A 14,554-nucleotide genomic window follows, 5' to 3' on the forward strand; every position below is an offset into this window, starting at 1 on the left:
GGTTCAGAGCCGGCCGGTGGCCTTCGCCCGGATGTAGGCGTCCGCGACGAGCGGCGGGACGTCCGCCGGTGCGCCGCGCACGACCTCGGCGCCGGAGCGCCGTGCGACGTCGGCCGCACCGTCCGCGTCGAGCAGGGTGCGTTCGGCGGCCGCGCGTCGGTAGACGTCGCGCTCCGCGCCGGTCGGGAGGCCCGGCACCTTTCCGCCCCGCGCCGTGCGGATCGCCGTGGCCGGGTCCACCCCGCCGCGCGCCATCCGCTGGACGGCCGGGTCCTCGATGCTCGTCACGACGACCGCGTGCCGTCGGGACAGCCGCGGGAGTACGGCGAGCAGGTCGCCCGAGGCGCCGACGGAGTCGAGGCTCGAGGCGAGGACGACCATGGCGCGCGAGGTCGTGATCGAGTCGACGAGCGCGGGGACGGATGCCCAGTCGGTCGCGGCGAGCCCGGGTTCGGCCATCGCGAGTGCCTCGCCGAAGCGCTGCACGACGTCGGTGCGGGTGGCACCGTGCACGCGATCGTGTGCCGTGTCGTCGAGGACCACCAGGTCGACGCGGTCACCGGCGGCGGCAGCGAGGGCACCGAGGAGCAGCGCCGACTCGATGAAGGTGTCGAGTCGGGGTTCGTCGGCGACGCGGCCGGCACCCGCCCGGCCCGCGTCGACCACGACGACGACGCGCCGGTCGCGTTCCGGTCGCCAGGTGCGGACGACGAGGTCCTGCCGCCGCGCGGTGGCGCGCCAGTCGATGGACCGCACGTCGTCGCCGCGCACGTAGTCGCGCAGCGAGTCGAACTCCGTGCCGTGCCCGCGGAGCTGCAGCGTGGTCTCGCCGTCGAGTTCGCGGAGCCGTGCCAACCGTGACGGCAGGTGCCGCCGCGAGCGGAACGGCGGCGTCACGACGAGTTCGCCCGGTGCTGCGACGACCCGCTGCCGTGCCGCGAGGCCCAGGGGACCGAAGGACCGCACGGCGACCCCGGTGCTGCTGCGTCGACCACGACGGAACGGTGTGAAGCGCATCCGGGCCGTCCGTCGCTCCCCGGCGGGGACCGTCATCCGGATCCGACGGGGACGGTGGCCGGCCGACGGCTCCCACATGTCACGGACCACACCGCGGACCGTCCGGGAGCCGTCGTTGGCGAGCACGAGGGTGCCGTCCGCGGTGCTGTCGCGTCGAGCGAGCCGGGGCATCCGCCGCTCCACGCGGACCCGTCGCAGGTCGGCGGCGAGCACGACGTCGAGCGCCGCGGCGAGCAGCACCACCCCGACCCACGCCAGACCGGCCCACCCGCTGCCGAGCAGCACGGTGGGCACGAGGGCGACGGCGAGGAGCGCGACGAACCGGCCGGAGACCGCCACTAGATCGGCACCCGCACCTGCTCGAGCACCTGCTGGAGCACGCCGTCGGCACCGACGCCCTCGAGCTCGGCGTCGGCGGCGACCCGCAGGCGGTGCCGCCAGACCGGCAGGGCCATGGCCTGCACGTGGTCCGGGGTGATCGCGTCGTAGCCGGTGAGCCAGGCCCAGGCCTTGGCGGCCGCGAGCAGTGCCGTCGCTCCGCGGGGGCTCACCCCGACGCGGACGGACGGTGCCTGCCGGGTGGCCCGGGCGAGGTCGACGATGTACGCGAGCACGTCGTCGCGGGCCCCGACGCCGCGGACGGCACGCTGCGCACGGACGACCTCGTCGACGCCGACCACCGGGGTGATGCCGGCCGACCGGACGTCGCGCGGGACGAACCCGTCGGCGTGGCGCCGGAGCACCTGCCACTCGACGTCGCGCGGTGGGATGTCGAGCGTCAACTTCATCAGGAACCGGTCGAGCTGCGCCTCGGGCAGCGTGTAGGTGCCCTCGAACTCGATCGGGTTCATCGTCGCGGCGACGAAGAAGGGGTCGGGCAGGGCCCGGGCGTCGCCGTCGACGCTCACCTGGCGTTCCTCCATCGCCTCGAGCAGGGCCGACTGGGTCTTCGGCGGCGTGCGGTTGACCTCGTCGGCGAGCAGGACGTTCGTGAAGACGGGGCCCTCGCGGAACGGGAACGTGCCGGTCGAGGCGTCGTAGACGAGCGACCCGGTGACGTCGCCGGGCATCAGGTCCGGCGTGAACTGGATGCGCTTCGTGTCGAGCGTCATCGCGGCGGCGAGGCTGCGGACGAGCAGGGTCTTCGCGACACCGGGGACGCCCTCGAGCAGCACGTGCCCCTGTGCGAGGAGTCCGACGATCATGCCGGAGACCGCGCCCTCCTGGCCGACGACGGCCTTGGCGACCTCGGTGCGGACCCGGCCGAACGCGTCGCGCAGGTCGGACCCGGCCGCGGTCGTGGGGTCGTGCTCCGGTGCGGTGTGCTCGGTGGTGGCAGGGGGCAGGTCGGTCACGGTCGTGCTCCTGGTCGGTCGGGGTCGGAGGTCGGTCGGTCACCGGAGGTCGCCCGGCGGACGGCGCGTTCGAGGTCGTCGAGCGCGGCGGTGCCGTCGACGAGCGCACGGTCGTCGTCGGTGGTCCCACCGACGAGCACGGCGCCGACACGGGTGTGCGGGATGCCGGTGGCCTGGGCCGCGGTCCGGACGACCTCGTCGACGTGTGCCGATCGGGGAAGTCCGAGCATCCGGCCGATGCGGCGGACGGCGGCGACGCGCAGGGTGTCGAGGGCGTGGGTGCGGTCACGGGTGCGGGCGTACATGCGGGCGCGACCCTCGGTGGTCTCGGCAGCACGGACGACGACGGGCAACCGCTCGACGACGAGCGGGCCGAGCCGTCGGCCCCGCCAGACACCGGCCGCCACGGCGACGAGGGCGAGCAGTGCGAGTGCGCTCGGGACCCACGGCGGGGCGAGCTCGCCGAGGGTCGGTGCGGCGTCGGGGGTGCCGACGGCCGGGGTGTACCAGACGAGTCGCTCGTCGGCGCCGAGCAGCCCGAGGGCGAGCGCGGCGTTCCCGGCGGTGGCGATCGTGTCGTTCCGGAACGCCGAGGTCGTGCCGAGCAGGGTGACGTCACCGCCCGGGGTCGTGGTGCGCACGAGGCCCCAGACCCGGGAGCCGCCCTCGCCCGTCGGCGCGCACCGTTCGGCGGTCGCGTCGTCCACGGTGTACCCGGAGCCGGCGGTCGTCACCCGCGTCGCCGAGGCCGCCGCCGGGATCCCGCACGAGGCCGTCGAGACGGTGGCGTCGCCGTCGATCTGGGCGGGCGGGTCGACCGGGAACCCGAGCAGCGCATCGAGGCCGGCGCCGCTCGCGCCGACGACCACGACGTGCCGGGCCGTGCGGGCGATGCGTTCCGCGACGGCGGGGTCGAGCGCGCCGTCGGCGTCGTCGATGAACACCGTGCCGCCGTCGATCCCGCCGACGCCGTCGACGGTGTCGGTGACGGAGACCGCGGTGCCCCGCTGCTCGAGCACCCGGACGAGCGCGGCCGAACCACTGGCCGTCGTCGAGGTCGGGTCGAGTGCGCGCGGTGCGTCCGGGTCGGTGCCCTGCACGAGGGCGGTCAGCGCGGCGAGCAGGACGCCGACCAGGACGATCGCGACCCAGAACCCGATGCGGAACCGGCGTCCCTCGGCCGGAGCCGGAGCCGGAGCCGGAGCCCGAGCAGGAGTCGGTCCGGCGCTCGTCCGCGTGGCGGTGTCGGTCGTCATGCCGGCACCACCGGTCCCTCGGCCCGGGCGGGCCGGGCCTGCCGGACGGTCCGCTCGGTGTCGAGCACGCGCAGGGCCGCGGCTTCGTCGGCCTCGGCACCGAGGTACCGGACCGCGTCGAAGGCGGTCGCTGCTGCATCGAGTGCACCGGCGGATGCGGGGAACGGCACGGCGCCCCGTGCGGCGATCGTCCGCGCGGTGGCTCCGGGCACGTCGGGCACCAGGTCGCGCTCGCCGAGGCCCCTGGCGATCGCGCGGAACCCGTCGAGCACCGCTGCCGACCAGTCGGCGCGACGGACGGCGGCCTGGGCCGCTTCGAGGAGTTCCCGGGCGGAGCGCAGGTCGTCGGCGTCGAACACCCCGCCGGTGTCACCGTCACCGGCCCGCGCGCGTCGGCGGGGGAGTCCGCGGGCGACGATGACGAGCACGACGACCGCGACGAGGACCACGATCGCGATCACCAGCGCGGTGCGGGCCGCAGCGGGGGAGTCGATGCCGTCGGCGCGGAGCGACCCGAGCCAGTCGAGGAAGGAGCGCGAGGCACGGTCCCACCACGTCGGCCGGGCGCCGTCGTAGGCGGACCGTTCGAGTTCGCGCTCGAGCAGGCGACGCGCTTCGTCCGGGTCGACCGCCGTCACGCGGAGCCGTTCGGCGGCGCCTGGCCCGGACCCTGCTGCCACGGCTGCTGCTGGCCGGGCTGCCAGGGTTGCTGCTGCTGGCCGGGCTGCCAGGGTTGCTGCTGCTGACCGGGCTGCCACGGCTGCTGCTGGGCCGGCTGCCACTGCTGCTGCCCCGGCCACTGCTGCTGCTGCGCCTGCCACTGCTGGACACCCCACTGCTGCTGCGGCGGCCACGGCGGGCGTGCGACGGGCTCGGACGGGGCGAACGGGTCGGTCGGCTGCCCGGAGTCCAGGTGCGACGCGATCCGCTGGTCGAGCGCCTCGGTGCGGATCCGCCGGTCGATGGCGAGGAACGTCGTGATCGAGGCGCTCAGCACGTCGGTGATGCACTGCACCGCGATCGCGAGCAGGCTGCCGACGACGATGGCGATGACCGCACCGGTGCCGGCTCCCGACGTGCCGCCCGTCTGCCCGAGCGGGTCGAAGGTGCCCCCGACGAGCACGGCGCCGATGGTGAGCGGGATCGACGCGATGGACGCCGCGAACCCGAACATGAGTTGGACGAGCAGCAGGATGCCGAAGGTCCGCCAGAAGGCCCCGCGGGTCAGGCGCCACGACTGGGCGGCCGCGGCGAAGACCGGCCGGCCCTCGAGCGCGATGGTCGGGACGGTGAGCACGAAGCGCGTGGCGAGCCACACGACGACGACACCGATGCCGAGCACGAACAGCACGAGCGCCAGCACGAACCACCCGGTGCCGGAGTCGGCGGCGCCCATGGCCGCGAACACCCCGAAGAACACGAGCCCGGCCAGGAGCGCGAGGACCACACCGGCCCCGATCTGCACGAGCATCCACGCGACGACGGACCACCGGCGGCCGGCGAGCAGCGCCCACAGCCCCCGGAACGTGGCGCGACGGCCGAGGACCCGCTGCCCGGTGTCCGCGGCGACCGGCGCCACCAGGAACCCGCGACCGAGGTAGGCGAGGAACGGCAGCACGACCGAGAGCAGTGCCGTGAGCGTCAGCGTGCCAGCGACCACCGAGTCGGCACCGCTGCCGCCGTCGAGGGCCGAGAACATCCGCGACTGCAACGCCTGCTGCCCGAAGGTGCTGGCCAGCGTCGAGAGCAGGCCGAGCACACCGCTCAGCAGCACGCTCCAGAGCAGCAGCACGCGGGCGTTCCGGCGGAAGACCGTGAACGCCCCGGCCAGGATGTCCCCGAGACCGAGCGGGCGCAGCGGGATCACCGGACGCGAGCCACCGGACGGACCGCCCGGTCGCCCCGGACCCGGCCCCGGGGCGGGCTGCGGCGGCACGGAGAAGCGGGGCGGGCCTCCAGGCTGGGGTCCTGGTCCCTGCGCCGGTCCGGACGCCGGCGGCGTCGGCGCACCCTGCTGCCCACCGCCCGGTGTGTGCCAATCGGACATGACTCCAGCCCCCTCGTCGTGTCGGACCGAGCCAGCGATGCACGGTCCACACCCATCCTGGCGGAAAACCCGGCGCGGCGGGGCCTCGGCTATCGTGTGGGGACACGTGCCGACCACGGCACCCGCACGCCACCCGGAGTCCAGATCACATGACACCGCGCATCCTCGTCGTCGACGACGACCAGGCCCTCTCCGAGATGATCGGCATCGTGCTCCGCTCCGAGGGGTACGAACCCGAGTTCAGCGCCGACGGCAACGACGCCGTCGACGCGTTCCACGCCACCAAGCCGGACCTCGTCCTGCTCGACGTCATGCTGCCCGGCATCGACGGCATCGAGGTGTGCAAGCGCATCCGTGCCGAGAGCGGCACGCCGATCATCATGCTCACGGCGAAGAGCGACACCGCTGACGTCGTCCTCGGGCTCGAGAACGGTGCCGACGACTACGTCGTGAAGCCCTTCAACCCGAAGGAGCTCGTCGCGCGCATCCGGACCCGCCTGCGGCCGAGCGCGTCCGACGCCACCGTGCTGCACGTCGGCGACGTCACGGTCGACGTCGCCGGGCACGAGGTGCGCCGCGGCGACACCGTGATCGCGCTCACGCCGCTCGAGTTCGACCTGCTCCGGGCGCTCGCCGAGAAGCCGAACCAGGTGTTCACCCGCGAGATGCTGCTCGAGCAGGTCTGGGGCTACCACTACAAGGCGGACACCCGTCTGGTGAACGTGCACGTGCAGCGGCTCCGCGCGAAGATCGAGCACGACCCGGACAACCCGAAGACCGTCACCACGGTCCGCGGCGTCGGGTACCGCGCCGGAGGAGCCTGAGCACCGTGCCGCCCTCGACGCGCCCGCCGGGCTCGGCACGCTCGGGCCGGGTCGGCGGCGCCGGCCGGGCCACCGGCGCCGGTGGGTCCGGCGGTGCCGGTGGGGCCGGCAGCACCACCGTCTCGATCGGCGTCGTCGACCGCAGCCGTCGCCGGATGCGGCGCTGGCTCCGACGCGCCTGGCGTCCGATCGCCTACCTGTGGCGGCGCTCGCTCATGTTCCGCTCGGTCGCCATCACCGTGATGACGACCGGGCTCGCGGTGGGGATCATCGGCACCGCGGTCATGGTGAGCATCTCGACGAACGTCTACTCGCAGCGCCGCGACCAGATCGAGTCCGAGTCCGCACGGGCCACCATCGTCGCCCAGGGGATCTTCGACGCGGCGACGGCGGCCGAGGACAACAACCAGTCCGAGCTCGAGACCCTGCAGAACGAGGCGCAGCAGGCGATCCTGTCGAACACGACGAGTCCGGGCGGCACGAGCATCGCCATCGAGCGGAGCCCGGACCAGTCCACGCCGCAGACGCTGCAGACCATCGCCAGCCAGGACTTCCCGGACGCGGTGATCACCGATGCCCTGCGCAAGGAGGTCGCGCAGAACACCGGTCGGCTCAGCCTGCAGCCCGTCGAACTCGACGACGACGGGCGCCGGGTGCCGGGGCTCGCCGTCGGGTCCACGCTGCAGATCCCGAGCGCCGGCCAGTACGAGCTCTACCTGGTCTACGACCTCTCCGACGCGCAGCAGACCCTGGACTTCGTCTCCCAGACGCTCTCGATCGGCGGTGTGGCGCTCATGGTGCTCATCGCCCTGGTCACCTCGCTCGTCGTCCGGCTCGTCGTCGTGCCGATCCGCGGTGCCGCCGAGACGAGCCGGAAGATCGCCGCGGGGCGCCTCGACGAGCGCATCCCGGTGCGCGGCCAGGACGACCTGGCGACCCTGGCACGGAGCTTCAACGGGATGGCCGAGGCGGTCAGCCGCCAGATCACCCAGCTCGCCGAGCTCTCCCGCGTGCAGCAGCGGTTCGTGTCCGACGTGTCGCACGAGCTCCGGACCCCGCTCACCACCATCCGGCTCGCCGGCGACATGCTCTACGACTCCCGACACGCGTTCGAACCGTCGGTCGGCCGGTCCGCCGAGCTCCTGCACGCTCAGGTGGAGCGCTTCGAGATGCTCCTCGCCGACCTGCTCGAGATCTCCCGGTACGACGCCCAGGCGGTGCAGCTCGACACCGCACCCGTCGTGCCGGCCTCCCTCGCCGCGGACATCGTCGAGGAGTTCCGCCCGCTGGCCGAACGCGCCGGCATCGACCTGCAGCTCGCGACCCCCGGCGGCCACACCACGATGCGGCTCGACGCCAAGCGGGTCCGACGGATCCTGCGCAACCTCGTCGGCAACGCCATCGAGCACGGCGACGCGAAGCCCGTGCAGGTCGTCGTCGACAGCGACGCACGCACCGTCGCCATCGCCGTCCGCGACCAGGGCGTCGGCATGCCGCCGGAGGACGCCGCACGGGTGTTCGACCGCTTCTGGCGGGCCGACCCGAGCCGCAAGCGCACCATCGGTGGCACCGGCCTCGGCCTCGCGATCAGCCTCGGCGACGCGAAGCTCCACGGCGGACGCATCGACGTGTGGTCCCGACCGGGCGAGGGATCGACGTTCGTGCTCACCCTGCCCCGCAACGAGCAGGGCACCACCGCCACCTCGGCCATCCCGCTGCCCGAGCTCGACGAGTCGTACGACGGCCCCCGCGCCGTGCGAGAGGAGTCCTGATGCGCCACCGGATCCGCCACGTCCTCGCCGTCGCGCTCGCCGCGGTCAGCCTGCTCGCGGTCACCGCCTGTGCGGCCATCCCGACCGACGGTGCCGTGCGCACCGGGCAGACCATCAAGGACGAGTCGCTCTCGGGCGTCGACTTCCGGCCGGACAAGCCGATCACCGGGTCCGACCAGACGGCGATCCTCCGCGGGTTCATCGCCGCCGCCACCGGCGCCCAGGACAACTACGCGATCGCCCGGCAGTTCCTGGCCGCCGACTTCGCCCAGCGGTGGAACCCCCGGCAGGGCGTCACGATCCGGGACGGCAGCGGCACCGTCGAGCGCGCCGACGACCGCGAGCTCACCTACACGATGACGGCCAGTGCCACGGTCGACTCCGACGGGGAGTACACCCAGGCGGTCCGCCCGACCTCGTCGACGCTGACGTTCCAGTTCGTCCGCGAGGACGGCGAGTGGCGCATCGCCTACGCCCCGGACGGCATCATCCTCTCGCCGGTCAGCTTCGAGTCGGTGTTCCAGTCGCACGCCCTGTACTTCTACGACCCGACCTACCGCTTCCTGGTGCCCGACCAGCGCTGGTTCCTCGCTCGGTCCTCCACCAGCACCCGCATCGCCAGCGCCCTGCTCGCCGGCCCCGCCGACTGGCTGAAGGGCGCCGTCGTCTCGTCGTTCCCGGAGGGCACCCAGCTGTCCCTCAACGCGGTGACGATCGACAGCGGCACCGCGCTGGTCGACCTGTCGAGCGACGCCCTGCGTGCGAGCACGGTCGACAAGGTCCGGATGCGCGAACAGCTCAGCAAGTCCCTCGCCTCGGTCGCCACCATCTCGTCGGTCTCGATGACGATCGAGGGAGCGACGCTGTCGGTGCCGGACTCCGGGGGAGCGGACGCCCAGCAGAACCCCGACGTCGACCCCCGCCCCCTGGTCGACGAGGACGGCGTCGTCGGCTACGCCGCCTCGGGCACCGGCAAGGTCGCCGAGCTCGGCAGCGGCGTCGGGGCCGCGATCGCCGGCCTCGACCCGACCTCGATCGCCCTGTCGGCGTCCGGCACCACCGCCGCCGTCGGCAACCGGGACGGCGTCGTCGTCGTGCGCGGCAAGGACCGCCTGCGCGTCGACGCCCGCGAGGACCTCGTCGCCCCCGCCGTCGACGACCTCGGCTTCGTCTGGGTGGGGCAGCAGTCCGACACCCGTCACATCACCGCGTACGGCCTCGGTGGCGACCCCCACCAGGTGCGCACCACGTTGCCGCGCGGCGACCTCGTGTCGTTCCAGGTGTCCCGCGACTCCACCAGGGCCCTCGCGCTCATCGAGACCGCGGACGGCCCCGGCCTGTACGTGATGGCGATCATCCGCGGGTCCGACCGGTCACCGACCTCGTTCGGCGCCCCGGTCCGGGTGCAGGCCGCCAGCGGCACCGCGGTCGACGCCACGTGGGTGAACGACACCGACGTCGCCTCGGTCGGGCAGACGCCGACCGGTCCGAACATCGTCCGCACCACCATCGGCGGCAAGTCGAGCACCCTGCCGAAGCCCGACGGGCGCGCCACCGCGATCAGCGGCGGCAGCGGCGGCGCGCTGCTGCTGCGGATGTCGAGCGGCGACGTCCTGCAGTCCACCGGGGGCGGCTGGGACTCGACGGGCGTCACCGCCGACGTGCTCGGCGTCCAGCGCTGACGCCACCGTCCTCCACACCCCGCCCTGCCTGGAGGCCCGTCCACCGTCCGGCACGCCGGCCCACCGCCGTCGTCCGGTCACCACCACAGTCGTGGGCATGCCCCCTGACGACGCCCCCACCCCGTGGCGTGACGCCCTGCTCGCCGTGCTCGGGCTCTTCCTGCCCGTCGCCTGCCTGGGCTGCGGCCGCCCGGACCGCGCGCTCTGCCCACCGTGCCGCGCGGCGCTCGACGCACGGCCCCGGCGGGTCCGGCTGGTCGCCGGCGTCCGGCTCGATGCGGCCTTCGAGTACGAGGGGCTGGTCCGCACCCTGGTGCTCGAACTCAAGCTCCGGGGCCGGGTCGACGTCGCCCGTCCGCTCGGCGTCCGCTTCGGTGTCCTCGTCCGCGCGGCGCTCGCCGCGGCCCCGGACGGCACCGTGGTGCTCCGGGTGCCGCCGTCCCGCGCGGGTGCCCGACGCCGTGGGTTCGACCCGGTGGTGCTGCTGCTCGCCCGTGGTGGTGTCCGGCACACGGGGCGCCTCGGCCGGACCCCTGCCGGACGACGGCGATCCGGACCGGGGCAGAAGGAGCGGTCGGCGGTGGAACGCGTCGCCGCGACCGTCGGGACCCTGCGGGCGACCGGTGTCGACGGCCGCGACGTCGTGCTCGTCGACGACGTCGTGACGACGGGCGTCACGATGGCCGAGGGCGTCCGAGCGGTGCGGGCGGCGGGCGGTCGGGTGGTGCGCTGCGTCGCCGTGGCGAGCGTCGACGACTGATGCTCGGTGAACACCCGGTGGCCGCTGTGTGTCCGGTGAGTGTCCGGCGGACTCGCCGCCTCCCCGTGACGCCGAGGGTGCGCCGGGTCTAGCCTCGCGACAAGGCGTTCGGGTCGCCGGACGGAGGCGACGCGCCGACACTGGATGGGAGCCGCCACATGGACGTGACGATCACGGGCCGGAACGTCGGGGTCACCGACCGTTTCCGCACCTACGTCGAACAGAAGTCCGAGAAGATCGACGTGCTCGCCGACCGCGCCCTCGCCTTCGAGGTGCGCATCAGCCGCCACCACGAGAAGTCGAGCGGCAGCCAGGGCGAGGACCGCGTGGAGCTCACGCTGATCGGACCGGGGCCGCTCGTACGGGCCGAGTCCGCGGCGTCGGACAAGTACGCCGCCTTCGACCTCGCCTTCGCGCGGATCATGGAACGCCTCCGTCGGGCGCGTGACCGCCGCAAGGTGCACCACGGCCGGCACCGCCCCACTTCCGTCGCCGAGGCCGCCGGCAGCGGGTTCGACGGCATGGGCGTCGTCCCGGCCGACGGCAAGCTCATCGAGGACGTCGCGACCGGTGCCGTCCCGGTCGTCGATCAAGAGGCCGCCGAGGACGAGAACGAGGTCTACAGCCCGGTCGTCATCCGGCACAAGGTCTTCGAGGCCGCCCCGATGACGGTCGACGACGCCCTGTACTACATGGAACTCGTCGGGCACGACTTCTACCTGTTCCTCGACGCCGAGACCCGCCGTCCGAGTGTCGTGTACCGACGCAAGGGCTGGGACTACGGCGTGATCGGCATCGACGAGGTGCCCGCCGGCCAGGCGCCGGCCGCGGTCGACGCCGACACCGACGCGGAGCGCGCAGCCGCGATCGCCTGATCCGACTCGGGGCCTCCGGTCCCGCACCGTGTGCGCGGTCCGTTCGCGGGCCGCGCACACCCGTGTCCGCGACAGCCGCGCCGCTCACAGCGCCGTGGGTTCGCGGGTTGCTAGCATGACTGGTCGATCGGGCGTGCAGGTCGCGCGCGACGACCTCGTAAGGAGTTCACGTGGCAAACGTGCTGGAGAAGGTCCTCCGCATCGGCGAAGGACGAACCCTCCGCCGGCTGAAGGCGTACGCCTCGGCCATCAACGACCTCGAGGACGACTTCTCGAGCCTCACCGACGAGGAACTCCACGACGAGACCAAGGAGCTGCGCGAGCGGTACGCCAACGGCGAGACCCTCGACGACCTCCTGCCCGAGGCGTTCGCCGCCGTGCGTGAAGCCGCGAAGCGGACCCTGGGCATGCGGCACTTCGACGTGCAGCTCATGGGTGGCGCGGCACTGCACCTCGGCAACATCGCCGAGATGAAGACCGGTGAGGGCAAGACCCTCGTCGCGACGACCGCCGCGTACCTCAACGCGATCCCGTCGCGCGGCGTGCACGTCATCACGGTCAACGACTACCTGGCGTCGTACCAGTCCGAGATCATGGGCCGCGTCTTCCGCGCGCTGGGCATGACCACCGGCTGCATCATCGCGAACCAGACCCCGGCCGAGCGCCGCGAGCAGTACGCCGCCGACATCACGTACGGCACCAACAACGAGTTCGGCTTCGACTACCTGCGCGACAACATGGCGTGGCAGGCCTCCGACATGGTGCAGCGCGGCCACTTCTTCGCCGTCGTGGACGAGGTCGACTCGATCCTCATCGACGAGGCCCGCACGCCGCTCATCATCTCCGGTCCGTCCTCGGGCGAGGCCAACCGCTGGTTCACCGAGTTCGCCTCGATCGCCAAGCGCCTCACCCCGGGCGAGGACTACGAGGTCGACGAGAAGAAGCGCACCGTCGGTGTCCTCGAGCCCGGCATCGAGAAGGTCGAGGACTACCTCGGCATCGAGAACCTGTACGAGTCGGCGAACACCCCGCTCATCTCGTTCCTGAACAACTCCATCAAGGCCGTCGCCCTGTTCAAGAAGGACAAGGACTACGTCGTGATGAACGGCGAGGTGCTCATCGTCGACGAGCACACCGGCCGCATCCTGATGGGCCGCCGCTACAACGAGGGCATCCACCAGGCGATCGAGGCGAAGGAAGGTGTCGAGGTCAAGGCCGAGAACCAGACCCTCGCAACCGTCACGCTGCAGAACTACTTCCGCCTCTACCAGAAGCTCTCCGGCATGACCGGTACCGCCGAGACCGAGGCGGCCGAGTTCATGTCGACCTACAAGCTCGGCGTCGTGCCCATCCCGACGAACAAGCCGATGCAGCGCATCGACCAGACCGACCTCGTCTACAAGAACGAGAAGGCGAAGTTCGAGCAGGTCGCCGAGGACATCGCGGAGCGCCACGAGAAGGGCCAGCCCGTCCTCGTCGGCACCACGAGCGTCGAGAAGTCCGAGTACCTGTCGAAGCTCCTCGCCAAGCAGGGCGTCAAGCACGAGGTCCTCAACGCGAAGAACCACGCACGTGAAGCCGCGATCGTCGCCCAGGCCGGTCGCTTCGGCGCCGTGACCGTCGCGACGAACATGGCCGGTCGTGGTACCGACATCATGCTCGGTGGCAACGCGGAGTTCCTCGCCGTGCAGGAGATGCACGCCAAGGGTCTGTCGCCGACCGAGACCCCCGACGAGTACGAGGCCGAGTGGGACGACGTGTTCGCCCGCGTCAAGGCCGAGGTCGAGGAAGAGGGCGACAAGGTCCGCGCCGTCGGCGGCCTGTACGTGCTCGGCACCGAGCGCCACGAGTCGCGCCGCATCGACAACCAGCTGCGTGGTCGTTCCGGCCGTCAGGGTGACCCGGGCGAGAGCCGCTTCTACCTGTCGCTGACCGACGACCTGATGCGCCTGTTCAACTCCGGTGCCGCCGAGAGCCTGATGGGCCGCTCGAACGTGCCGGACGACCTGGCGATCGAGAACAAGCTCGTCGGCCGTGCGATCCGGTCCGCCCAGGCGCAGGTCGAGGGCCGCAACGCCGAGATCCGCAAGAACGTCCTGAAGTACGACGACGTCCTGAACCGCCAGCGCGAAGCGATCTACAGCGACCGCCGCCACATCCTCGAGGGCGACGACCTGCACGACCGCGCGCAGTCGTTCCTCAAGGCCGTCATCGACGACGTGATCGACAGCCACACCGGCGAAGGCTCCCCGGACGACTGGGACCTCGACGCCATGTGGACCGAGCTCGGCACGCTCTACCCGATCTCGATCTCGATCGACGAGGTCATCACCGAGGCCGGCTCGAAGGGCAAGGCGTCGCGTGACTTCCTGGCCCGCGAGATCCTCTCCGACGCCAAGCTGGCCTACCAGCAGCGCGAGGAACTCCTCGGCGACGAGGCGATGCGTGAGCTCGAGCGTCGCGTGGTGCTCTCGGTGATCGACCGCCGCTGGCGCGACCACCTGTACGAGATGGACTACCTCAAGGACGGCATCGGCCTCCGCGCGATGGCGCAGCGCGACCCGCTGGTCGAGTACCAGCGCGAGGGCTACGCCCTGTTCCAGACGATGATGGGGCAGATCCGCGAGGAGTCCGTGGGCTACCTCTTCAACCTCGAGGTCCAGGTGCAGTCCGACGGCGAGAACGCGGTGATCGAGGCCAAGGGCCTCGGCGAGGACGAGGTCTCCGGCCTCGAGTACTCGGCACCGTCGATCGACGGCGAGGTCGAGGTCCGCGACGAGAAGGGTCGCCTCGAGCAGGCCGCGACCGCTCGTGCGCAGCGCGCCCAGGCCGAGGCCGAAGCGGCCGCCGAGCCGGAGCAGGGCTCCGCGTTCGGCACCGCGGCCACCGCCTCCGGTCAGGCCGCGGCGAGCAACCGCGCCGAGCGTCGCCAGGCGGCCAAGAAGAACTAGCGTCCGCGCGCGAGC

The 14,554-nt window shown here is 72.6% G+C and carries 11 protein-coding genes; 6 read left to right on the top strand and 5 right to left on the bottom strand.

Annotated features, from left to right (window positions below; genetic code table 11):
* Positions 1-3: 3 nt before the first annotated feature.
* The 5 genes from DEJ09_RS15540 to DEJ09_RS15560 are packed head-to-tail and all read right to left on the bottom strand — an operon-like array spanning position 4 to position 5,495.
* Positions 4-1,356, bottom strand: coding sequence for a DUF58 domain-containing protein (locus tag DEJ09_RS15540; RefSeq protein WP_111089161.1), 1,353 nt, complete (start codon positions 1,354-1,356; stop codon positions 4-6).
* A complete protein-coding gene (locus DEJ09_RS15545; protein ID WP_372440167.1) occupies positions 1,356-2,363 on the bottom strand; it encodes an AAA family ATPase in 1,008 nt (335 codons plus the stop codon). The genes DEJ09_RS15540 and DEJ09_RS15545 overlap by 1 nt, the downstream gene beginning before the upstream one ends.
* A 5-nt stretch (positions 2,364-2,368) precedes the next feature.
* Positions 2,369-3,628, bottom strand: a complete 1,260-nt coding sequence (locus tag DEJ09_RS15550; RefSeq protein WP_111089162.1) for a DUF4350 domain-containing protein — start codon at positions 3,626-3,628, stop codon at positions 2,369-2,371.
* Positions 3,625-4,308, bottom strand: coding sequence for a DUF4129 domain-containing protein (locus DEJ09_RS15555; protein WP_146245742.1), 684 nt, complete (start codon positions 4,306-4,308; stop codon positions 3,625-3,627). Before DEJ09_RS15555 ends, DEJ09_RS15550 begins: the two co-directional genes overlap by 4 nt.
* Complete coding sequence (locus tag DEJ09_RS15560) at positions 4,263-5,495, bottom strand: glycerophosphoryl diester phosphodiesterase membrane domain-containing protein (RefSeq protein ID WP_181433382.1); 1,233 nt, start codon at positions 5,493-5,495, stop codon at positions 4,263-4,265. Before DEJ09_RS15560 ends, DEJ09_RS15555 begins: the two co-directional genes overlap by 46 nt.
* A gap of 329 nt (positions 5,496-5,824) precedes the next feature.
* On the opposite strand from DEJ09_RS15560, the gene mtrA reads away from it, so the two are divergent.
* From mtrA to secA, 6 genes are all read left to right on the top strand, one after another.
* Entirely contained in the window at positions 5,825-6,499 is a 675-nt protein-coding gene (gene mtrA, locus DEJ09_RS15565) for an MtrAB system response regulator MtrA (RefSeq protein WP_017888813.1), read from the top strand.
* Positions 6,500-6,504: 5 nt separating this feature from the next.
* Positions 6,505-8,271: an MtrAB system histidine kinase MtrB gene (mtrB, locus tag DEJ09_RS15570; RefSeq protein WP_258373926.1), complete on the top strand. Its 1,767-nt coding sequence runs from the start codon at positions 6,505-6,507 to the stop codon at positions 8,269-8,271.
* Complete coding sequence (locus DEJ09_RS15575; RefSeq protein WP_111047600.1) at positions 8,271-9,953, top strand: GerMN domain-containing protein; 1,683 nt, start codon at positions 8,271-8,273, stop codon at positions 9,951-9,953. The genes mtrB and DEJ09_RS15575 overlap by 1 nt, the downstream gene beginning before the upstream one ends.
* Positions 9,954-10,050: 97 nt before the next feature.
* Positions 10,051-10,713 carry a ComF family protein gene (locus tag DEJ09_RS15580; protein ID WP_146243542.1) on the top strand — a complete coding sequence of 221 codons (663 nt, stop codon included), beginning with the start codon at positions 10,051-10,053 and terminating at the stop codon, positions 10,711-10,713.
* A 158-nt stretch (positions 10,714-10,871) separates the two neighbouring features.
* Positions 10,872-11,588, top strand: coding sequence for a ribosome hibernation-promoting factor, HPF/YfiA family (gene hpf / locus DEJ09_RS15585; protein ID WP_111029492.1), 717 nt, complete (start codon positions 10,872-10,874; stop codon positions 11,586-11,588).
* A 170-nt stretch (positions 11,589-11,758) separates the two neighbouring features.
* On the top strand, positions 11,759-14,539 hold the full coding sequence (gene secA / locus DEJ09_RS15590) for a preprotein translocase subunit SecA (protein ID WP_111089166.1): 2,781 nt from the start codon (positions 11,759-11,761) through the stop codon (positions 14,537-14,539).
* Positions 14,540-14,554: the final 15 nt, after the last annotated feature.

It is taken from the genome of Curtobacterium sp. MCLR17_055, from assembly GCF_003234305.1.
Taxonomy (GTDB): Bacteria; Actinomycetota; Actinomycetes; order Actinomycetales; family Microbacteriaceae; genus Curtobacterium; species Curtobacterium flaccumfaciens.